The following is a 20,301-nucleotide window of genomic DNA, read 5'->3' as shown; positions in this document are numbered from 1 at the left end:
AAAGGGAGAACCCGCGTAACGTAACGCGGGTTCTTCCTTTGTCCTTCTCTTGATCATCTCATGGTTGCAGAAATTTCCTGCATTTTGCGAATAATCATAGGATAAAAGTGATTTTTAGCGTCAGCGGTGGAATTGCCGCCGAAAAAGTCTGTTCCTGGGCAAGTTTTTACCGCATGGCCTTGCCCTTCATCCAAGACTCTTTCTCCTGAGTTGATATCCCACCAATGATGGTACGTAATTGTATCAATCGAAGGACTGAGTCCGAATCGCATCATCAGCAGTGCAGTGACGGTAAGGATCGTTTCCCTTTGCTCTGCAGTCATTTGGTTATTACCGGCATCAAAATTCCCTACATTTTCGATTGCCAAGGCATCTGCTTCAATCTCTCGCATGACGGATTCATTCAACAATCCAAATGACCCTTCTGGAGGTGTGTTAAATGATCTGCCAACTGCCACCTTACCATCAGGGAATGTCGTCAGCTGCTGGCTGATGGTGCTCCACTTCATTGAATTCACATGATATTCTTCCATACCCTTTAATAAAGAGAAGTGGTTGGTGCCATTAAATTGCTGATAGGATGGCTGATACGTATGATGCTGCTGAATTTTTCCGATTTTTCGTGTGAAAAGATGGTTGAAAACCCAATCCCTGAATTCATCCCTGGTCATCAGGACATACTGTCCTTGCATGTTCAATCTTTTAGGCGGGATCCTTAATTTCTGTCCTACATAAATCATATTCGTATTTAAACCATTGGCAGTTTTGATGGAATGGACAGTAGAATTAAATGAAACCGAAAGTTTCCATAACGTGTCTCCGGGAATGACCTCATACTCGATGGGAACTCTTAATTTTTGGCCAACCAGGATCAAATCTGATTGCAATCCATTGATTAGTTTGAGGTCTGCGACTGAGGTTTTATAGGTTGACGCTATCTTCCATAAATAATCTCCTGGTTTTACTTCATAGGTATTTCTTGGATTATTGACTGCCAGCGCAGGAGATAGGTTTATCAGAAGGAAGATTAAAGTGATGGAAAGTATTGTAAAATATTTTCTCATGATCGTATTTCCTTTCGTAATGATATATTTCTTTGGTTAGGATTCAAGATGACAACTGATTATTCTTAATTAGTTTGTTGATCTGCATAAGATTTACTCTGACTTTTATTTTTAATTTCAATCCTGAGAATGGAAATCCTTACACCACATGAATTTAGTATTGCGGCGGAAACTAAGAGTGTTCGGAAAGGCGGGACACACTTTTGCGGACATTTTCACTTTTAAAAGGACTGCCTGTATATGAATTGGCGAGTGGTCAAAAACTGGGCGAAGTTTGTGATGTGAGCATTTCTGGCAATGGAAGCGTTGTAGGCTTACTTGTAAAAAAGGGTGCGTTCATCAAGAAAACGTTTCAGGTTAAAGTGGATCAGGTTTCATCCTTCGGGGAAGATGGAATTATGGTGGAAGACAAGTCAGCCCTTGAGCGATTGGAGACAGAGCCTGAGTATACATTCGAGCATAATGAGAGCCTTGCTGGGAAGAAGCTTCTTACGAAAGATGGGGAGCAGCTGGGCTTATTGGAAGATGTATATTTTATGGAAGAATTGGGCACGATTGTAGGGTACGAATTAACGGATGGCTTTTTTTCGGATATCGCTTATGGGAAGCGTGTCATTAAGACCACTGGTCCGCCTGCAATCGGAAAGGATGCCATCGTCGTCACTGTCAAATCGAGATGAGGTGTCCCTTATGTTAAGTTGTCCCAATTGCAGGAGCAAGGATATCGGTAAAATTGGCATCAACCAATATTACTGCTGGAATTGCTTCATCGAACTGTCTCTGAATAAAGGCTTGATCCATACCCATCAAGTCGAAGAAGATGGAACATTGAGCTCACTTGATGATTTATTTGAAGAAGATCAACGTCAATACGGCATATAAAATAAATCGAAGAGGTGAAGCACATTGAATAAAATGTTAACCTCCGTAATTGCTTTTGGTGCTGGCATGGCAGCGTACAACTATACGTCTAACAATAATATGATGTCTGGCAGGAAGATGAAAAAGCTAGGCAAGAAGATGACCAAAGCTTTATTTTAAGATGTAGCGACAGTCTTAACTTTAAACCCCTGTGATTTTTACAGGGGTTTTTTACTACTTTGAATGCAGTGTGAACGTTCTAATAAGCATTAAAATACCTACAGACAGACTAAAATGCATAATCCACCGCCTTTCTTTCAAGAATAAACAGGAAGGAGGGTGAAGATGATGAATATCCAGATGAAATGGTATTACCGGCTTGGATTCCTTCTCCTTTTATTCATTGTGCTTTTTGTTTTCATCAAATTGCAGGCCATATGGGTTCCGTTTTTGGAAATTTTGATTTCGCTGCTTGTGCCTTTTTCTGTGGCTGCCTTCATTACATATCTCCTCCACCCTATTGTGGAAGCCCTTCACCAAAGAGGGCTTCATCGCGGAGTTTCGATCTTGGTCATCTATATTTTATTTTTTGGCGGAGCTGGTTTTGCTTTTTACAAAGGGATACCAGCAATGATCCGTCAGCTGGGCGATTTAGCGGAGAATGCGCCGTATTTTGCCGAGCAATATAGGCAAATGGTCAATAACATTGTTGATCAGACCTCCACTTGGCCGGCAGGGATACATGAGAGGATCGAGGATGGAATTACCCGGATGGAACAATGGCTTGATGGAGTGCTCGCTGGTACGATGACATTCCTGATGGATATCATTAATTCAATTTTGACGATTGCAGTGATCCCATTTATCGCTTTTTACATGCTGAAGGATTTCGATGTCATGAAAAAAGCGGCCTGGTATCTGACGCCCCGGCAGTGGAGGCAGCCAGGCACAAAGTTCCTGCATGAGGTCGATAAGTCTCTCGGAAGCTATATCCGTGGGCAGCTGCTCATTTGCCTAATCATTGGTGTCCTTTCCTCCTTGTTTTTTTGGATGGCAGGCATCAAGTATTCGCTGCTATTAGGAGCGATAGTCGGGATCACGAATGTGATTCCATATTTCGGGCCCATCATTGGAGCGATTCCGGCTGTGATCATCGCAGCAACAATGTCTGTGAAAATGGTGCTTCTTTCACTCGTAATTGTCTTTTCACTGCAGTTTCTCGAGGGAAATATCTTGTCCCCGCTCATTGTCGGTAAAAGCCTGCATATGCATCCGCTGATGATCATGTTTGCGCTGCTGGCGGGAGAAGAGATAGGCGGCATCCTTGGCCTTATTCTTGCCGTTCCTGTCCTGGTGGTCCTAAGAGCGGCACTCATTCATGCAAAAGACCATATCATACTTGAGAGAAAGAAAGAGCGTCCCTCGTAATTTTTGCCAAGTCGTTTGACAAAGTGCAACAGGCTATATATAATTCGGCTATAGATTAATAATTCGAAAAATGTAGAAGGAACGAGTATGTTATAGACCATCGTCCAGAGAGGGATTCCCAGGCTGAGAGAATTCCCGGTGAAGGATAACAGAAGGCTATTCCGGAGTGCAGGCAAAACCTGCCGTAGCAGCTGCGTTAAAGCGTTTTTGAGAGATGGGCGCACGACTTTGCGTCCATAATCAGGGTGGTACCGCGAGCAAGCTCTCGTCCCTGTCCAGGGATGAGGGCTTTTTTTGTTGCCTAAAATCCCTGAAAGCTTAAATTTCATTTGGGTTTAGGAGGTTAGTTTTATGAAAAAACTGACAGGTGCTGAAATCAGGAAAATGTATCTGGATTTCTTTAAGGAAAAGGGCCACGCAATTGAGCCGAGTGCATCGCTTGTCCCTCATGATGATCCTTCCCTTCTTTGGATCAACAGTGGTGTAGCGACATTGAAAAAGTATTTTGATGGCCGTGTGATTCCGGCAAACCCGCGTATCACTAATGCGCAAAAATCGATTCGTACAAACGATATCGAAAATGTCGGAAAGACAGCGCGCCACCACACATTCTTTGAGATGCTTGGAAACTTCTCGATCGGTGACTATTTCAAGGTAGAAGCAATTGAATTTGCATGGGAATTCCTTACGGATGAAAAATGGATTGGTTTTGATCCTGAAAAGCTTTCCGTGACCATTCATCCGGAGGACGACGAAGCATTCAATATCTGGAGAGAGAAAATCGGTGTTCCTGAAGAACGCATCATCCGCCTTGAGGGGAACTTCTGGGATATCGGTGAAGGTCCAAGTGGTCCGAACACAGAAATCTTCTATGACAGAGGGCCTGAGTATGGCAATGACCCTGAAGATCCAGAACTATATCCTGGAGGGGAAAATGATCGTTATTTAGAGGTTTGGAATCTTGTGTTCTCTGAATTCAACCATAATCCTGACGGAACATACACTCCGCTGCCGAAGAAAAATATTGATACAGGCATGGGGCTTGAGCGTATGGCTTCTGTCGTACAGGACGTTCCGACAAACTTTGAAACAGATTTGTTCATGCCAATCATCAATGCGACTGAAGAAATCTCCGGTGAAAAATACGGACAGTCCAAAGAGAAGGATGAAGCATTTAAAGTAATTGCCGATCACATCCGTACGGTAGCCTTTGCTGTCGGTGACGGTGCACTTCCTTCGAATGAAGGCCGAGGCTATGTACTTCGCCGTTTATTGCGCCGCGCTGTACGTTATGCGAAAAAGCTGGACATCAACCGTCCATTCATGTACGAGCTTGTGCCTGTTGTTGGCGAAATCATGCATGACTTCTATCCTGAAGTAAAAGAAAAGACAGAGTTCATCCAGAAGGTCATCAAGAATGAAGAAGACCGTTTCCATGAAACGCTCAACGAAGGCCTTGCGATTCTTTCCGAGCTGATCAAGAAGGAGAAAGAAAAAGGCAGTGGCATGGTTCAGGGTGCGGATGTCTTCCGTCTATATGACACATATGGATTCCCTGTTGAATTAACAGAAGAATATGCTGAAGAAGAAGGCTTGAAGGTCGACCATGAAGGCTTTGAAAAAGAAATGGAGCTTCAGCGTGAGAGAGCACGTGCTGCACGTCAGGATGTCGGTTCCATGCAAGTGCAGGGTGGCATTCTCGGGGACATTAAGGAAAGCAGCGAATTCGTCGGATATGATAATTTTGAAACAACCAGCAAAATCGTTGCTTTGGTCAAGGAAGGCGAGCTTGTTGAGGAAGCGAGCGCGGGCGACGAGATTCATTTCATCCTTGATTTTACGCCATTCTACGCAGAAAGCGGCGGCCAGATTGCCGATAAAGGAACCCTTGTAGCAAATGGCATCAAGGTATCTGTAAAGGATGTAAAGAAAGCTCCGAACGGACAAAACCTTCACCATGCAGTTGTGGAAGAAGGCAAGGTAACGAAAGGCATTGAAGTCACAGCTCAAGTGGATCAGGAAAATCGTGCGCGAATCATCAAGAACCACACAGCAACACACTTGCTCCACCAGGCATTGAAGGATGTGCTTGGAGGTCATGTAAACCAGGCTGGTTCTCTTGTTGAACCTGACAGACTACGTTTCGACTTCTCTCATTTCGGCCAGGTGACTGCTGAAGAACTAGAGCAAGTAGAGGCAATCGTCAATGAAAAAATCTGGAGAAGCATCCAGGTCGAAACGAGCTTCAAGCCGATTGCTGAAGCTAAAGCAATGGGCGCGATGGCATTATTCGGTGAAAAATACGGCGACATTGTCCGCATTGTAAAAGTTGGCGACTACAGCCTTGAGCTTTGCGGCGGGTGCCATGTTCCAAACACATCAGTCATCGGCCTGTTCAAGATTGTATCCGAAGGCGGAATCGGTGCAGGAACAAGAAGGATTGAAGCCGTAACAGGAGAAGCAGCATATAAAGTGCTGAATGATCAGATTACTATTCTGAAGGATGCAGCATCTAAATTAAAGACATCTCCAAAAGAAGTTGCAAACAGAATTGACTCAATGCTTGCAGAAATGAAACAGCTTCAGCGCGAAAATGAATCTCTTTCAGCTAAGTTGGGTAATATTGAAGCTGGAAGCCTAACTTCGAAGGTCAAAGAAGTGAATGGAGTTCAATTGCTGGCAACCCGTGTTGAAGCGGCTGATATGAACAGCCTGCGGAATATGGCTGATGACTTGAAGCAGAAGCTTGGATCAGCAGTCATCCTCCTTGGCATGACTGACGGCAATAAAGTGAACCTGATTGCCGCTGTGACAGATGACCTGATCAAGAAAGGCTATCAAGCTGGAAAATTGATCAAGGAAGCAGCAGCAATTTGCGGCGGAGGCGGTGGAGGCCGTCCAGATATGGCCCAGGCTGGCGGAAAAGACCCTTCAAAACTCGAAAATGCGCTTCAATTTGCCGAAGAATGGGTAAAATCAATTTGATATAAAAGTAAAGTAGTGTAGAATGAAGGTATCTTGAAGAAAATTTTACCGGCCATTTTTTAAAAGTGAGGTGCATTCGATGAGCTCGTTTGACAAGACGATGAGATTTAATTTTCCCGAAGAGCCTTTTGAGCATGATGCAAATGAAGTCCTGCTTCAGGTGTACGAAGCATTGCAGGAAAAAGGTTATAACCCAATCAACCAGATTGTCGGTTATTTGCTCTCTGGCGACCCGGCCTATATTCCCCGCCATCGGGATGCCCGCAACATCATCCGCAAGTTGGAGCGGGATGAAATTATCGAGGAACTGGTTAAATCCTATCTAAGGAACCAGCGAGAGGGGAAATAAATTGCGGATCATGGGACTCGATGTTGGCTCGAAAACAGTCGGCATTGCCCTGAGTGATGAACTAGGATGGACGGCTCAGGGTCTTGAAACATTGAAAATCAACGAAGAAGAAAATGTGTTTGGTTTTGATGAAATTGGTAAAATAATAAAAGAGTACGAAGTCGGCAAAGTTGTCGTCGGGCTGCCTAAAAACATGAATGGCACTATTGGCCCGCGCGGAGAGGCTAGCCAATTCTATGCACGTGAATTGGAGGAAAGGTTCGGAGTCCCTGCCATTCTTTGGGACGAGCGCCTGACGACAGTGGCTGCCGAGCGAGTTTTGCTAGAGGCGGACATGAGCCGCAAAAAAAGAAAAAAGGTCATTGATAAAATGGCTGCAGTAATGATTTTACAAGGCTTTTTAAATAGCCAAAATTAAATTGAGGTGACTACAATGGATCACGGCGAAAACAACATTACAGTAGTAGACGAAAACGGCAACGAACAATTATGCGAAGTACTTTTCACATTTGATTCTGAAGAATTCGGTAAATCATATGTGCTTTATTATCCAGTAGGTGCAGAGGATAACGATGACGAAGAAATCGAAATCCATGCATCTGCATTCACACCTTCTGAAGACAACGAAGATGGCGAACTAATGCCAATCGAAACTGACGCAGAATGGGACATGATCGAGGAAATGCTGGAAACATTCCTTGCTGAGCAGGACGAAGAATAAAATAGTAGAACAGGGACCAGGCGGATGATGCCTGGTCTTTTTTTTTGTGGATAGGACAATGTGATAAACAGGAAGAAGAATCACTAGAAAGAGACCGTAGCAAGACTCTATTGGACAAATAGAGTGAAGAAAACAATGTAAATGTCCGATAGGAAGGGTCTATCGGACAAATTGAGAGAAGAAACCAGAGAAAGTGTCCGATAGAGTGGCTCTATCGGACAAACAGAGGGAAGAAATCAGTTAAAATGTCCGATAGAAGGGGTCTATCGGACAAACGGAGAGAAGAAACCAGAGAAAGTGACCGATAAAAGGGCCCTATCGGACAAACAGAAGGGAGTACCACTGGAAATTGTCCAATAGACCATTTTTTACGCACAGTATTGGCCTCCACCTACAAACAACCACTCGATAGTATTATGTGTTCCTCCTGGTTTGCCTGTCGAATCCTCGGTTTATTTGTCGTCATGAGTATTTTTTCGTAATTATTTGCAAATAAAAATAGAAAATATAGTATAATGATTCGAGATGTGTTAATAGGGAGTATCCAGGAAGTTCGTATTGTTAACTGGAGGGGGAACTTATGTCTGACGAAAAAAATATAAAAACAGATAAAAAGAAGCTGATTACTGAGAAGTTAGTAGAGCAGCAAAAGGAAGCGAGAATTGTGAGGAAGATTGTTTTCATCACTTCCATCATGGCTATTCTGCTCATTGGGGCAATTGGCGGGGGTGGCTATTACTATATTAAAGAAGCCTTGAAGCCGGTGGATGCAAACAGCAAGAAAACAGTCGATGTCAATATTCCGATCGGTTCATCAACAACGGGTATCGGACAGATTCTTGAGGATAAGGGAATCATCAGAGATGCTCGAGTCTTTAAATATTATGTGAAGTTCAAAAACGAAGCTGGCTTTATGGCGGGCGACTATAAAATGAAACCTTCCATGACGCTTCCTGAAATCGTCACAAGCTTGAAAACTGGGAAGGTCATGCAAGAAGTTGTCATGAAAATCACGATTCCTGAGGGTAAGCAATTAAAGCAGATTGCGGGTATTATTGCCGAAAAGACACAGCAGGATGAGGAAGAGATTTTCAAACAGCTGAACGATAAGGAATTCATCAATAAATTGATGGGCAAATACCCTGATGTTCTCACAGAAGATATCCTGAAAGAAAATGTGAAGTATCCACTTGAAGGCTATCTGTTCCCTGCAACTTATCCTTTTTATTCTGAAAAGCCGACTGTCGAGGAAATTGTTACGGTCATGCTGACAAAGACAAAAGAAGTGCTTGGTGATTTCAGAGGCCAGATGGAAGAAAAGGAAATGACGACACATGAATTGATGACGATGGCATCACTGATTGAAGAGGAAGCAACAGAGAAAGTGGATCGCGATAAAATTGCAAGCGTCTTCTACAATCGCCTGGAAGAGGGGATGATGCTGCAAACAGATCCGACTGTCCTGTACGCACACGGCGAACATAAAGAACGGGTATTCTTCAAGGATCTGGAAATTGATGATCCTTATAATACCTATAAAATTCAGGGTCTGCCACCTGGTCCAATCGCTAATCCTGGGGTAATATCAATTGAAGCTGCCCTTGCACCGGCTGATACGGATGATATGTATTTCCTGGCAACCTCTACCGGAGATGTGCTGTTCTCCAAGACATTGGCAGAGCATAATCGCAAAGTGGATGAACATATCACGAATAAAAAATAACAGTAAATTAAAGGGAAATGCAGAAAGGTTAGCATTTCCCTTCTTATTGTGATAAAATAATACAAGTGTTTTTTTCTAGGTTCAATAGTATGTCACTGTCTAGCAAAGGCTCTAAATGTGAGCTTAGATTTATTGATAGCGTGTATTGCAGAAGTAGGAGTTGTAGCTTTTAGCTGATGATCCCGTAAGGCAACATTGCCTTTAGGTGTACCCTCTTAAACTGTGAACGCTATTTTTTTCATGCTCGGACAGTCATTTTAATATATCTACTCTGGCTGAGTTTAAGCCATTGAATAGAGGTGAAGCAGCTTGCTAAATCAAGAGCTGCAAAATTATATAGATTCTTTAATACAGCCGAGGAATGCCCTCCTTACAGAGATGGAGGAATATGCAGATAAAAATGGTGTCCCAATCATGGAGCCTGCGGGTATTGAAACCATGCTCCAGCTGTTGAGAATCCAGCAGCCACAAGCGATCCTGGAGGTAGGGACAGCAATTGGCTATTCCGCGCTAAGAATGGCATACTCCCTCCCGCAAACAAAAGTAGTCACTCTAGAGCGTGATGATGAAAGGTTCGAGCTTGCTGTTGAGTATATTAAGCGGGCAGGACTGCAGGAGCGGATTATCCAAATTCAAGGAGATGCCCTTGAATTGGAAGACGAAGTCGCCGGCCATGGTCCATTTGATGCCATTTTTATTGATGCAGCCAAAGGACAATATAAGCGATTTTTTGAAATGTACTCCAGGTATTTAAAACCGGGAGGAATGATCATTACGGATAATGTCCTATTTAAAGGGCTTGTATATAATCAGGAAGCAGAAAGCAGAAGATTACGCAGCCTGGTAAAAAAAATAGATGAATTCAACCGCTGGCTTGCAGCCAATCAGGAGTATGATACTGTCATCCTGCCGATAGGCGATGGTATAGCGGTTAGTAAGAAGAGGTGAACGGAATGAATAAACCTGAATTATTGGTAACTCCAAAGAGCGTTGAGGAAATTATTCCACTGGCAGAGGCAGGAGCAGATGCTTTCTTGATCGGTGAACAGAAATTCGGTCTGCGTCTTGCTGGCGAGTTTAGCCGTGAAGACGTAAAGCAGGCTATCGAACTGGCACACTCAAAGGGCAAGAAAGTTTTTGTCGCGATGAATGCTTTGTTCCACAATGAAAAAATTGATTTGCTTGGTGAGTATCTTACATTCCTTAAGGATGCCAATGTGGACGGAGTCACATTTGGCGACCCGGCAGTACTGATGGCTGCAAAGGAATATACTCCTGACCTGAAGCTTCATTGGAGCACGGAAACAACAGGAACTAACTGGTATACTTGCAACTATTGGGGCAGAAAAGGTGCAAAACGCGCTGTTCTTGCAAGGGAAATCAATATGGATGCTATTGTTGAAATCAAGGAAAATGCCGAGGTTGAAATTGAGGTGCAGGTTCACGGAATGATGAACATGTTCCAGTCTAAACGACCATTGCTTGGACATTACTTTGAATATCAAGGCAAAGCGCTTGAAGTGGAGAACCGTAAACAAGAACGCAATATGTTCCTGCACGATAAAGAGCGTGAAAATAAATATCCTATTTTCGAGGATGAAAATGGCACTCATATCATGAGTCCTAACGATATTTGCATTATTGATGAACTAACGGAGCTTGTGGAAGCTGGAGTCGATTCTTTTAAAATTGACGGCATCCTGAAGAGCCCAGAATATATTCTTGAAGTCACGAAGCTTTACCGCAAAGCCATTGACCTGGCTGTTGAGGATCCAGAGCAGTACGACGAAGAAAAAGATGGCTTGCTGGAAGCAGCGGAAGAACTGCAGCCGCCAAACCGCCCGCTGGATACAGGATTCTTTTTCAAAGAGACGGTTTATTAACAGTAAGAACTATGAGGAGGTTGCGTAATGACAGCAGTAGCAGATAAAATCTCGCAGATTGTTGACGGTAAACGTGTTATCGTGAAAAAACCAGAACTGCTCGCGCCAGCCGGAAATCTTGAGAAATTGAAGATTGCCGTCCACTATGGTGCAGATGCCGTTTTTATTGGCGGTCAGGAGTATGGCCTGCGCTCGAACGCAGATAATTTCACGTTTGAGGAAATGAAGGAAGGCGTTGAATTCGCCAAGAAATACGGTGCAAGAATCTATGTTACAACAAACATTTTTGCCCACAATGAAAATATCGATGGTCTTGAAGATTATCTATTAGGCTTGAAGGGAGCAGGTGTGCACGGCATCATCGTCGCTGATCCTCTGATCATCGAAACATGCCGAAAGGTCGCTCCGGAAATTGAAGTCCACTTGAGCACACAGCAATCTCTTTCAAACTGGAAGGCTGTCCAGTTCTGGAAGGAAGAAGGACTTGAGCGTGTCGTTCTTGCTCGTGAAACAAGTGCAGAAGAAATCAAGGAAATGAAGGAAAAAGTAGACATCGAGATCGAAACCTTCATCCATGGCGCAATGTGTATTGCTTACTCAGGCCGCTGTACATTGAGCAATCATATGACTGCGCGTGATTCTAACCGTGGCGGCTGCTGCCAGTCTTGCCGCTGGGATTATGATTTGTACACACTTGAAGGAAATGAAGAGAACGCATTGTTTGCAGAAGGCGACTCGCCTTTTGCAATGAGCCCTAAAGACCTTAAGCTGATCGAGTCCATCCCTCGCATGATCGAGCTTGGAATAGACAGCTTGAAAATTGAAGGCCGCATGAAGTCAATCCACTATATTGCTACGGTAGTAAGTGTATACCGCAAAGTGATTGATGCTTATTGCGCGGATCCTGAAAACTTCATCATCAAGCAGGAATGGCTTGAAGAATTGGACAAATGTGCGAACCGTGAAACAGCAACAGCCTTCTTTGAGGGAGTTCCTGGGTATAAAGAGCAAATGTTTGGAAACCATAGCAAAAAGACAACTTTCGATTTTGCTGGTCTCGTGCTTGATTACAATGCTGAAACACAAATGGTGACACTTCAGCAAAGGAACTACTTCAAGCCTGGCGACGAGGTTGAATTCTTTGGACCTGAAATCGAAAACTTCACGCATGTGATTGATAAGATCTGGGATGAAGATGGCAATGAATTGGATGTTGCCCGCCACCCGCTGCAAATCGTGAAGTTCAAGATGGACAAGCCTGTCTACACAAATAACATGATGCGGAAGGAGAAGTAAATACATGGACCGCAAACCTGTTGTAATTGGTGTAGCCGGCGGCTCCGGCTCAGGAAAGACTTCTGTAACAAAAGCGATTTATGATAGCTTTAAGAGCCAATCAATTCTGATGATTGAGCAAGACTACTATTACAAGGACCAAAGCCATCTGCCAATGGAAGAGCGTTTGAAGACGAATTATGACCATCCGCTGGCATTTGACAACGATCTGTTGATACAGCATATCGAAAAGCTGCTACGCCACGAGGCGATTGAGAAGCCAGTTTATGATTATGCCATCCATACTCGCTCAAGTGAAGTTGTCGATGTAGAGCCGAAGGATGTCATCATCCTTGAGGGGATCCTGATTCTTGAGGATGAAAGATTGCGGAACTTGATGGATATCAAGCTCTATGTTGATACAGATGCTGATTTGCGCATCATCCGCAGACTCCTTCGTGACATCAAGGAACGCGGACGTTCAATGGACTCGGTCATTGAACAGTATGTGAATGTTGTCAGGCCAATGCATAACCAGTTCATCGAACCGACCAAGCGTTACGCTGATGTCATCATCCCTGAGGGCGGCCACAACCATGTGGCGATTGACTTGATGGTAACAAAAATTCAAACAATTCTTGAACAAAAATCATTTTTGTGACACAATAGCATAGATAATGTGGACATGGAAGTACTTGAATAAAGTGCTTCCTTTTGTCCAAGGAAAAGGAAATGGCCCATAACGGCCCTATTTAACATGCGCGCCCTTGTAAGGTCGCGCTCCTGTATATTTTTCAGGATACATAATATAATAGTACACAATCAATTTTTTGGGGAATTGTGAAGACTAGAAGGAGTGAAGTATTTTGGCTACAGAAAAAGTTTTTCCTATGACACAGGCAGGAAAAGAAAAGCTGGAACAAGAATTAGAGCAATTGAAAACGGTAAAACGCAAAGAAGTGGTTGAAAGAATCAAGATCGCGCGCAGCTTTGGCGACCTTTCAGAGAACTCTGAATATGATTCAGCAAAAGAAGAGCAAGCCTTTGTTGAAGGCCGTATCACCACTCTTGAAAATATGATCCGCAACGCAAAAATCATCCAGGAAGACGAAGTGAGCACAGATGCAGTCAGCCTTGGCCGCACAGTGACATTCGTCGAGCTTCCTGATGGCGATGAAGAATCCTATACAATCGTCGGTAGCGCAGAAGCTGACCCATTTGAAGGCAAAATCTCAAACGACTCTCCGATTGCGAAAAGTCTTATGGGCAAAAAAGTAGGAGACGAAGTGACTGTCCAGACTCCTGGCGGTGAAATGAACGTCCGCATTACAACAATTAAGTAATACCATATGTTTGAAACATGAGCACCTCGTCAACACTTTTGACGAGGTGTTTTTTATGCGTAAAAAAAGAATGGTGGCCTGGATTTCGATTTGTATAGCTGTCTTTGGTCTGCTGATGTTACGGCTGGCGCAGCTGCAATTATTTGATACAGAGTCCTTTTCCAAGCATGAAATAAATTTAATTGAAGCGAGTGTCAAGCAAAGGTCTCAGGAAATGGTTGTAGACAACGGCCGTGGGAATTTCCTAGACAGGACAGGAGACCCATTATCCTTTGAAACTTCATCCGTACTCGTCTTGTTCCCATTTTTGAAAAAGATCGACTGGGAAGCAGACAAGGTGGCAAGGACATTAGGTGTATCTGCTTACTCTTTGAAAAATGCAGTGGAAGATTCCAAGGAACCATTTGCTTTTGGCGATCCGGATCCGGTGATTTTGACTAGGAGTCAAATGGAAACCATTAATGAAATGGAAATTCCGGGAGTATTTGCTGTGGAGCGGAAGTACCCTATGGAGAAAGTACCGGCTGCCCAACTTTTAGGAATCATTGGGGAGAATGAGACTCTTCTGAAGTCAAGATATGGAGAGAAAGATTTGCTGCCAAGGACCTTGATTGGTCTCTCTGGACTGGAAAAAAGTTTTGACGAGTTCCTCGTTGCTGAAGGAAAATCAAAGCTGGTTTATCATGTCGATGGAGAAGGAGCACCATTATTCGGGATCAATGTTAAATACATAGACCCTGCAAACCCATTCTATCCAATCAATCTGCAGACTTCGATAGACAAAGACCTGCAAATACTGCTAGAGGAGAAGGTGGATCAGTACAAGATCAATAGAGGCGGCGTGGTGCTTCTGGATATTGAAACGAACAGTATACTTGCAATGGTGTCAAGGCCTGTCATTGACCGTAAAAAACCTTTTAACGACGAGGGAACTGAAAATATGATGGTCAAGCAGCATATCCCTGGTTCCGTCTTTAAAACAGTTGTCGCAGCAGCAGCGATTGATCAGGGGCTAGATGATCCTGCCAGGGAATTTGATTGCAGCAAGACTATCAGCGGGGCACCGGATTTAAAATATGACTATGGATTGCTTAATTTTCAAGATAGCTTTGCAGTGAGCTGCAACCGGACATTTGGAGAGGTAGCCCGCGAGCTCCAGGAGCAGGACCCTAATATCCTTGAAAAATACGCAGAGAAGCTATCAATCACTGGCGGTGTAGGGTGGAAAGGAGACATTTTCCATCTAGAAGATTTCAGCCAGATCCAGGACGAGGAAAAAGGCAGGGTATTTTTATCAGATGAAGCGAGGAAGGATAAGAATTTTGCCGCATTATCCGGAATTGGCCAGCATGAAGTGAGGGTGTCCCCTCTTGCTGTGGCAAACATGATGGCAACGATCGCTAGGGGCGGGGAAAAGGATATGGTCAGGGCAGTACTGTCGATCCAGTATCAAAATGGTGCTGAAATGACCGCATTTCCTAGACAGAAGCTTGAAGGAGACAAACTATCACCATTCACCGCGATGAAACTCCAAAAACTTTTACGGGAGGTCATTGTGAACGAGCAAGGTACTGGAAGATGGTTCAAGGATTTGCCATATGCTGTGGCAGGAAAGTCAGGGACTGCAGAAACAGGGATTTACATAGATGACGACAAACAGCTGCACAATAAATGGTTCGCCGGCTATTTTCCCTACGAGAAACCAAAGTATGCTCTTGTAACGGTCAACTTAGGGGTTTTAGAAAATGAAGGTGGGGTCAATCCTCTTTTTGCAGATATAGTAAAAGAGGTCTATGCATTCAATCATGGTAGCTCGGCTGAAGGTCCTGAAAACAATTGAACCATCATTAGATGAATATAAAATCCTTCAAGTTTGCCCCCAGTCATGGTAGAATGTTGACAACCTTATAAGGGAGGGAAAGATCTTGAAGCACGATGATTATGAGAACCTAAATGAGGGGTCACGTTCTCAAATGAGGGCAAAACGCAGAAAAACGAACCTTATTTTAAATAGCTTGATTGTTGTTGTAATCTTGTTGATTGGAATTGTCTCATTTAACATTTTCTTCAGCAATGATGAAGGGGTTGCCGACCAAAACGATGTTGGTGCTGAGAAGGAACAGGCCGCAGCCACTCCGGATAAAAAAAATGACAGCAAGGCTAATGACAAAAAAGACGATAGCCAGGATTCCGAAAAAAAGGATGAATCAGCTTCAGAAGAAGCAGACGAGGAGTCTGCAGAGGATGAAGAATTGGCTGATCCAATCGTGACAGAAGGCGGAAGTGATGCCAATGTGAAACAAACGATAGAGAATCCTGAGTGGAAACCGGTTGGAACTACCCAATCCGGCGAACATAATACCGTATTTGACCAGAATGCAGCAGACTGGCAGGAAATGATTTTAGCTTATTCCTATGCTACAGGAATCGATAAAGATAACATGACAGTATGGTGGAATGAAAATGGCGGTGCGCCTAATACAGCGGTCGGAACGATCTCTCAGAAGGGCAGTGACCAGACATTCAGAGTTTGGATTGAGTGGGTGGACGGCGAAGGCTGGAAACCGGTAAAAGTGGAAGAACTGATTCAAAATGATAAAAGATAAGATAAAGATTGGAAGGGGGCTGAAGCAGCGGCCCCTTTATTTTTTTGCCTTGAAGTGGACCACTGCGGAATAGAACAGCCTGCCTTTATCATCTAAATGCATCTGGTGGGACACATGGTGGACTGATAGCATGATTGCTTTATTGATTTCGATTTGCTTATTGATTTTTTGTTCCAGTGATTTCAGGTCGACCGCTTCAAAAAATTCAACCTTGTCTTCTATTAGATCAAACTGGAAGTTCATAGATTCCTTTCCCCTTTCGTATACAACTTATTGACACAAATAAAATAGCAAATTCTCTATAAAAATGATACATTTTTTGATAAATTAAAACGATAGGCATATTTCCGGGACTACCACCGAATTCTAGTAAGTAAGTGTTTTTTACATAGGAGAGATTAAATATGACAAGAAAGTTATTTTATAATGGCACAATTATTACCGGTAATACAAACAATGAAGTTCTTACGAACGGTGCCATTGGCGTCGAAGGAGAGAAAATCATCTATGTGGGCACTACGCCTGATGATGTTGCCTCTTATGATGAAAGAATAGATTTAAAAGGGAATATCCTGCTCCCGGGCCTCGTCAATACGCATGGACACACCCCAATGTCATTGCTGAGAGGCTATGCGGATGATTTGCATTTACAGACATGGCTGGAGGACAAAATTTGGCCGCTTGAAGCCCAATATACACCGGAGCATGCAAAATGGGGTGCAAAGCTATCCATTCTTGAAATGATTCGCACAGGTACTACCACATTTGTTGATATGTATGACAATATGGACGAAATCGCCAAGGCTGTTGAGGAAGCAGGCATTCGTGGAGTTCTGTGCCGCGGTATAATCGGCTTTGGTTCAGAGGAGCTTCGACAGAGCAAGCTTAAAGAAGCAGCAGATTTTGCGAAGAGCTGGAATAACGGTGCAAATGGGAGGATCACGACGATGCTGTCACCGCATTCCCCATATACCTGCTCACCAGAGTATATCACCCAGATCATTGACAAAGCGGTTGAGCTGAATGTTCCCTTGCATACGCATATGTCGGAAACGAAATTCGAAGTAGAGAAGAATATCGAGGAATATGGTGCTACACCGGTGCGTCATCTAGAGAAGCTTGGATTCTTTGACCGGCCTTCGCTTGTTGCCCATGCGGTCCATGTGAATGAAGAGGATATTCAAATCCTGGCTGAAAAAGACGTCAAAGTATCACATAACATCATCAGCAACCTTAAATTGGGCAGCGGAATTGCCCCAGTTGGCAAAATGCTGGAAAGGGGAGTCACCGTCAGCCTTGGGACAGACAGTGTTGCTTCCAACAATAACCTCGACTTATTTGAAGAGCTGAAAGCTGCAGCAACGGTCCATAAAGGGCTTGCCCAGGATGCGACGGTCATCACTGCTCAGCAAGCTTTACGGATGGCAACAATCAATGGTGCAGAGTCACTCTGGCTGGAAAAACAGACTGGATCTCTTGAAGCAGGCAAAGATGCGGATTTCATTGTCGTGAACTCCAATCAGTCATTCTTTTATCCTAAGCATAATCCAGTATCCCACCTTGTTTATTCTGGCTCAGGACGGGATGTAAAGGATGTCTATGTCCTGGGAAAACAAATTCTGGATAATGGGCAATTCAAGACGATTGATGAAGAAAAAGTCCTTTATGAAGCAAATCGAATGTCAAAGCTCCTTTCATAGGATTTTAAAAATAAGTTCGAAGTCTGGAAAGTATAGCGGAAAGCTAAAAACAGAATGTAATAAGAACATTGGAGGTCTCAATAATGAGCAGAATTGGTATTATTGGTGCAATGGATGAAGAAATACAGCATATTCTTGATGCCATGAAAGATTATGGTGAGAAAAAGAAAGCAGGCATTACTTTTTATGTCGGCACTTTCAATGGATATGACGTTGTATTGTGTAAATCTGGAGTAGGGAAAGTGAATGCAAGTGTATGTACTCAAATCCTGATCGATGAATTTGCTGCATCACAGATTGTTTTCACAGGAGTAGCGGGTGCTGTGAACCCTGATCTTAAAATAGGCGATATCGTCATCTCCACTGATTGTGTACAGCATGATATGGATGTTCGTGCGTTGGGCTTCAAACTAGGGGAAATCCCTTATACAGAAGTTTCTGTATTTAAAGCAGATGAGAAATTGATAGACTTGGCCATTTCAGCAAGCAAAGAAATAGTCGAGGACAAGAAAATCGTCAGCGGCAGGATTTTATCCGGCGACCAATTCATCGCCGACCGCGATAAAGTGAAGTTCCTGTATGAGGAGCTCAATGGTTATTGTACAGAAATGGAAGGTGCAGCAGTAGGACAGGTCTGCAGCATGAACAACATCCCATTCGTGATCATCAGGTCCATGTCCGACCAGGCCGATGGCTCAGCAGATGTGAACTTCCTTGAATTCACAAAACTTGCGTCAAAGAATTCGTTTGAAATCGTCAATGAGATGGTCAAGAACTGGAAGCTTTAATTAATCTGAAAAACAAATCTTTTTTTAGCGTGGAAATTATTCCACGCTATTTTTTTTGGAAACTAGGGAGGGGCGTAGGTTAGACAAAAACCAGTCGGCCCCGCTAGCTTTCTGCGAAGTAGCCCCAGGTTCAGACAAAATCGCAGGAGGAGCGGTTTCGTTTGTCTAAAGTAGTGGCATGTTCAGACAAAATCCCAGGAAGAGAAGCTGGTTTTGTCCGAAGTAGCATCAAGTTCGGACAAAATCACAGAGAAGGCCGCCAGTTTTGTCTGAAGTAGCTTAAGGTTCAGACAAAAACCCAGTAGGAGCCGCCCTTTTAGTCCGAAGTAGCCCCAGGTTCAGACAAAATCACAGGAGGGGCCCCCGGTTTTGTCCGAAGTAGCCCAGGGTTCAGACAAAATCACAGGAGGAGCCGCCAGTTTTGTCCGAAGTAGCATCAAGTTCGGACAAAATCACAGGAGGGGCCCCCGGTTTTGTCCGAAGTAGCCCAGGGTTCAGACAAAATCACAGGAGAAGCCGCCAGTTTTGTCTGAAGTAGCTCTAAGTTCGGACAAAATCACAGGAGGAGCCGCCCGTTTTGTCCGAAGTAGCCCCAGGTTCAGACAAAATCACAAGAGGAGCCGCCAGTTTTGTCTGAATAAGCAGCTATGGTGCATCCAAATAGAATAGCATAACCTTAGATTACCTCACATCATATCTCAACTCATCTCTTTTCCAAAAATTACATACATAAAATGTGTTTAAAAGATGTTACAGTAGGGTTGTGGTTAAGTCTATTAAAATGCAGGTGATAATGATGAAGGCTAGACAACTCTATGAAAAAATGGTTGATTTTAAACAGTTTGCTACAGTTCTTCTTGCTGTGGGAGTGTTCTTTTATCTAGGCACGATCATTCCGTCTGAAACGAAAGTGATGACAGATATATATATTGCTACTGGTGCTTCCGCTGGATTCCTTGCTGGTTCCATCGTATTCTTTTCTTTCGCAAAAAAATACCGCAATCTGCTGATTGAGTCAGAAGAAGGCCAGGAAATGCTGATGAAGAAATAAACGTCCTTGAGAGGGCGTTTTTTTTGTTGGAATTTGACGAATCTTTTTTTGGAAAAAGTGACCAAAAAAGGTTTACAAACTAACCTGAAGTGGATATACTTACCAATGTGGTTAAATAATTCAAAGGAGGTCGAGTGAAATGATCATGAATAAATACTGGAATAACGCACAAACTTCATATCGCAATACGCATTCGACCGGATCGGACTGGATTATTTAAGCTGTTTTTTTGACACTTATACATCCATGGCCGCAGGGAGAATCGTGCCCTGTGGCTTTTTTGTGCCCGTTTTGCCGCAGGGGAGGAATCCTTGCGGCTTTTTGGGGTGGAAATTTAAAGGAGGTGAACCGATTATGACCTTAAATATCTTGTTTTTTACAATTACGATTAACAAACGTCAAATGTCTTTAGAAGAAATTCGCCATAACGAAATGGTTGAAAAAATGGTTGAAGATAATAAAACTCGTCAAACAATGCTGCGCCCGTTTTAATTCATTTGAATAATTAACTAAAGAAAGGTGGA

General features: G+C 43.4%; 22 protein-coding genes and 1 other annotated feature. Of the genes, 20 read left to right on the top strand and 2 right to left on the bottom strand.

The annotated features are described in order from the left end of the window. Positions 1–53 precede the first annotated feature (53 nt). Positions 54–1,064 (bottom strand): peptidoglycan recognition protein family protein, encoded by a 1,011-nt coding sequence (locus tag LGO15_RS17450; protein ID WP_226085401.1) that lies wholly within the window; start codon positions 1,062–1,064, stop codon positions 54–56. A gap of 203 nt (positions 1,065–1,267) precedes the next feature. Here LGO15_RS17450 and LGO15_RS17445 point away from each other — a divergent pair, with 203 nt between their 5' ends. The 16 genes from LGO15_RS17445 to LGO15_RS17370 all read left to right on the top strand — a co-directional run bounded on the left by LGO15_RS17445 (position 1,268) and on the right by LGO15_RS17370 (position 16,238). Beyond that, positions 1,268–1,744 (top strand): PRC-barrel domain-containing protein, encoded by a 477-nt coding sequence (locus tag LGO15_RS17445; protein ID WP_226085400.1) that lies wholly within the window; start codon positions 1,268–1,270, stop codon positions 1,742–1,744. A 10-nt stretch (positions 1,745–1,754) separates the two neighbouring features. After that, positions 1,755–1,946 (top strand): hypothetical protein, encoded by a 192-nt coding sequence (locus LGO15_RS17440; RefSeq protein WP_023627194.1) that lies wholly within the window; start codon positions 1,755–1,757, stop codon positions 1,944–1,946. Between the two features lie 33 nt (positions 1,947–1,979). Beyond that, positions 1,980–2,105, top strand: coding sequence for a YrzQ family protein (locus LGO15_RS17435; RefSeq protein ID WP_225649961.1), 126 nt, complete (start codon positions 1,980–1,982; stop codon positions 2,103–2,105). A gap of 168 nt (positions 2,106–2,273) precedes the next feature. Beyond that, the gene (locus tag LGO15_RS17430) at positions 2,274–3,353 is read left to right on the top strand and encodes an AI-2E family transporter (RefSeq protein ID WP_226087925.1); all 1,080 of its coding nucleotides are present in this window, start codon (positions 2,274–2,276) and stop codon (positions 3,351–3,353) included. A gap of 64 nt (positions 3,354–3,417) precedes the next feature. Beyond that, positions 3,418–3,629: a binding site (T-box leader), on the top strand. 75 nt (positions 3,630–3,704) lie between these two features. Further along, complete coding sequence (alaS, locus tag LGO15_RS17425; RefSeq protein ID WP_226085399.1) at positions 3,705–6,338, top strand: alanine--tRNA ligase; 2,634 nt, start codon at positions 3,705–3,707, stop codon at positions 6,336–6,338. Between the two features lie 79 nt (positions 6,339–6,417). Further along, positions 6,418–6,687 carry an IreB family regulatory phosphoprotein gene (locus tag LGO15_RS17420; RefSeq protein WP_125481775.1) on the top strand — a complete coding sequence of 90 codons (270 nt, stop codon included), beginning with the start codon at positions 6,418–6,420 and terminating at the stop codon, positions 6,685–6,687. Between the two features lies 1 nt (position 6,688). Further along, the gene (gene ruvX, locus LGO15_RS17415) at positions 6,689–7,105 is read left to right on the top strand and encodes a Holliday junction resolvase RuvX (protein WP_226085398.1); all 417 of its coding nucleotides are present in this window, start codon (positions 6,689–6,691) and stop codon (positions 7,103–7,105) included. Between the two features lie 15 nt (positions 7,106–7,120). Continuing rightward, a complete protein-coding gene (locus tag LGO15_RS17410; protein ID WP_167831652.1) occupies positions 7,121–7,408 on the top strand; it encodes a DUF1292 domain-containing protein in 288 nt (95 codons plus the stop codon). A 580-nt stretch (positions 7,409–7,988) separates the two neighbouring features. Next, a complete protein-coding gene (gene mltG / locus LGO15_RS17405; protein ID WP_226085397.1) occupies positions 7,989–9,131 on the top strand; it encodes an endolytic transglycosylase MltG in 1,143 nt (380 codons plus the stop codon). 309 nt (positions 9,132–9,440) lie between these two features. After that, positions 9,441–10,079, top strand: coding sequence for an O-methyltransferase (locus tag LGO15_RS17400; protein WP_226085396.1), 639 nt, complete (start codon positions 9,441–9,443; stop codon positions 10,077–10,079). 5 nt (positions 10,080–10,084) lie between these two features. Next, positions 10,085–11,014, top strand: a complete 930-nt coding sequence (locus LGO15_RS17395) for a peptidase U32 family protein (protein ID WP_226085395.1) — start codon at positions 10,085–10,087, stop codon at positions 11,012–11,014. A 27-nt stretch (positions 11,015–11,041) separates the two neighbouring features. Then, a complete protein-coding gene (locus LGO15_RS17390; RefSeq protein ID WP_167831648.1) occupies positions 11,042–12,310 on the top strand; it encodes a peptidase U32 family protein in 1,269 nt (422 codons plus the stop codon). Positions 12,311–12,314: 4 nt separating this feature from the next. Then, positions 12,315–12,950 carry a uridine kinase gene (gene udk, locus LGO15_RS17385; protein WP_167831647.1) on the top strand — a complete coding sequence of 212 codons (636 nt, stop codon included), beginning with the start codon at positions 12,315–12,317 and terminating at the stop codon, positions 12,948–12,950. Between the two features lie 205 nt (positions 12,951–13,155). After that, positions 13,156–13,632 (top strand): transcription elongation factor GreA, encoded by a 477-nt coding sequence (gene greA / locus LGO15_RS17380; protein WP_041967730.1) that lies wholly within the window; start codon positions 13,156–13,158, stop codon positions 13,630–13,632. Between the two features lie 55 nt (positions 13,633–13,687). Then, positions 13,688–15,472 carry a peptidoglycan D,D-transpeptidase FtsI family protein gene (locus tag LGO15_RS17375; RefSeq protein ID WP_226085394.1) on the top strand — a complete coding sequence of 595 codons (1,785 nt, stop codon included), beginning with the start codon at positions 13,688–13,690 and terminating at the stop codon, positions 15,470–15,472. Positions 15,473–15,557: 85 nt separating this feature from the next. Further along, entirely contained in the window at positions 15,558–16,238 is a 681-nt protein-coding gene (locus LGO15_RS17370; protein WP_226085393.1) for a DUF1510 family protein, read from the top strand. 36 nt (positions 16,239–16,274) lie between these two features. Here LGO15_RS17370 and LGO15_RS17365 read toward each other — a convergent pair whose 3' ends face one another. Continuing rightward, the gene (locus tag LGO15_RS17365) at positions 16,275–16,481 is read right to left on the bottom strand and encodes a YrzA family protein (protein WP_226085392.1); all 207 of its coding nucleotides are present in this window, start codon (positions 16,479–16,481) and stop codon (positions 16,275–16,277) included. Between the two features lie 161 nt (positions 16,482–16,642). Here LGO15_RS17365 and LGO15_RS17360 point away from each other — a divergent pair, with 161 nt between their 5' ends. The 4 genes from LGO15_RS17360 to LGO15_RS17345 all read left to right on the top strand — a co-directional run bounded on the left by LGO15_RS17360 (position 16,643) and on the right by LGO15_RS17345 (position 20,269). Continuing rightward, positions 16,643–17,938 (top strand): amidohydrolase family protein, encoded by a 1,296-nt coding sequence (locus tag LGO15_RS17360; RefSeq protein ID WP_226085391.1) that lies wholly within the window; start codon positions 16,643–16,645, stop codon positions 17,936–17,938. Between the two features lie 83 nt (positions 17,939–18,021). Next, on the top strand, positions 18,022–18,726 hold the full coding sequence (locus LGO15_RS17355) for a 5'-methylthioadenosine/adenosylhomocysteine nucleosidase (protein ID WP_226085390.1): 705 nt from the start codon (positions 18,022–18,024) through the stop codon (positions 18,724–18,726). A gap of 793 nt (positions 18,727–19,519) precedes the next feature. After that, complete coding sequence (locus LGO15_RS17350; protein ID WP_226085389.1) at positions 19,520–19,777, top strand: YrhC family protein; 258 nt, start codon at positions 19,520–19,522, stop codon at positions 19,775–19,777. Positions 19,778–20,131: 354 nt separating this feature from the next. Further along, positions 20,132–20,269, top strand: coding sequence for a YrzI family small protein (locus tag LGO15_RS17345; protein ID WP_102263671.1), 138 nt, complete (start codon positions 20,132–20,134; stop codon positions 20,267–20,269). Positions 20,270–20,301 lie beyond the last annotated feature (32 nt).

It is taken from the genome of Mesobacillus sp. S13 (assembly GCF_020422885.1).
GTDB classification, from domain to species: Bacteria; Bacillota; Bacilli; order Bacillales; family Cytobacillaceae; genus Mesobacillus; species Mesobacillus selenatarsenatis_A.
This window is presented reverse-complemented; position numbering and strand designations above follow the sequence as displayed.

What these genes read in the sequence shown, in the direction of transcription:
- mltG (WP_226085397.1), top strand. Translation starts at nt 7,989, where the DNA reads ATGTCTGACGAAAAAAATATAAAAACAGATAAAAAGAAGCTGATTACT.
- LGO15_RS17430 (WP_226087925.1), top strand. Translation starts at nt 2,274, where the DNA reads ATGAATATCCAGATGAAATGGTATTACCGGCTTGGATTCCTTCTCCTT.
- LGO15_RS17345 (WP_102263671.1), top strand. Translation starts at nt 20,132, where the DNA reads ATGACCTTAAATATCTTGTTTTTTACAATTACGATTAACAAACGTCAA.
- LGO15_RS17355 (WP_226085390.1), top strand. Translation starts at nt 18,022, where the DNA reads ATGAGCAGAATTGGTATTATTGGTGCAATGGATGAAGAAATACAGCAT.
- udk (WP_167831647.1), top strand. Translation starts at nt 12,315, where the DNA reads ATGGACCGCAAACCTGTTGTAATTGGTGTAGCCGGCGGCTCCGGCTCA.
- LGO15_RS17420 (WP_125481775.1), top strand. Translation starts at nt 6,418, where the DNA reads ATGAGCTCGTTTGACAAGACGATGAGATTTAATTTTCCCGAAGAGCCT.
- LGO15_RS17440 (WP_023627194.1), top strand. Translation starts at nt 1,755, where the DNA reads ATGTTAAGTTGTCCCAATTGCAGGAGCAAGGATATCGGTAAAATTGGC.
- LGO15_RS17390 (WP_167831648.1), top strand. Translation starts at nt 11,042, where the DNA reads ATGACAGCAGTAGCAGATAAAATCTCGCAGATTGTTGACGGTAAACGT.
- LGO15_RS17360 (WP_226085391.1), top strand. Translation starts at nt 16,643, where the DNA reads ATGACAAGAAAGTTATTTTATAATGGCACAATTATTACCGGTAATACA.
- LGO15_RS17410 (WP_167831652.1), top strand. Translation starts at nt 7,121, where the DNA reads ATGGATCACGGCGAAAACAACATTACAGTAGTAGACGAAAACGGCAAC.
- alaS (WP_226085399.1), top strand. Translation starts at nt 3,705, where the DNA reads ATGAAAAAACTGACAGGTGCTGAAATCAGGAAAATGTATCTGGATTTC.
- LGO15_RS17375 (WP_226085394.1), top strand. Translation starts at nt 13,688, where the DNA reads ATGCGTAAAAAAAGAATGGTGGCCTGGATTTCGATTTGTATAGCTGTC.
- LGO15_RS17450 (WP_226085401.1), bottom strand. Translation starts at nt 1,064, where the DNA reads ATGAGAAAATATTTTACAATACTTTCCATCACTTTAATCTTCCTTCTG.
- LGO15_RS17365 (WP_226085392.1), bottom strand. Translation starts at nt 16,481, where the DNA reads ATGAACTTCCAGTTTGATCTAATAGAAGACAAGGTTGAATTTTTTGAA.
- LGO15_RS17350 (WP_226085389.1), top strand. Translation starts at nt 19,520, where the DNA reads ATGATGAAGGCTAGACAACTCTATGAAAAAATGGTTGATTTTAAACAG.
- LGO15_RS17435 (WP_225649961.1), top strand. Translation starts at nt 1,980, where the DNA reads ATGTTAACCTCCGTAATTGCTTTTGGTGCTGGCATGGCAGCGTACAAC.
- LGO15_RS17395 (WP_226085395.1), top strand. Translation starts at nt 10,085, where the DNA reads ATGAATAAACCTGAATTATTGGTAACTCCAAAGAGCGTTGAGGAAATT.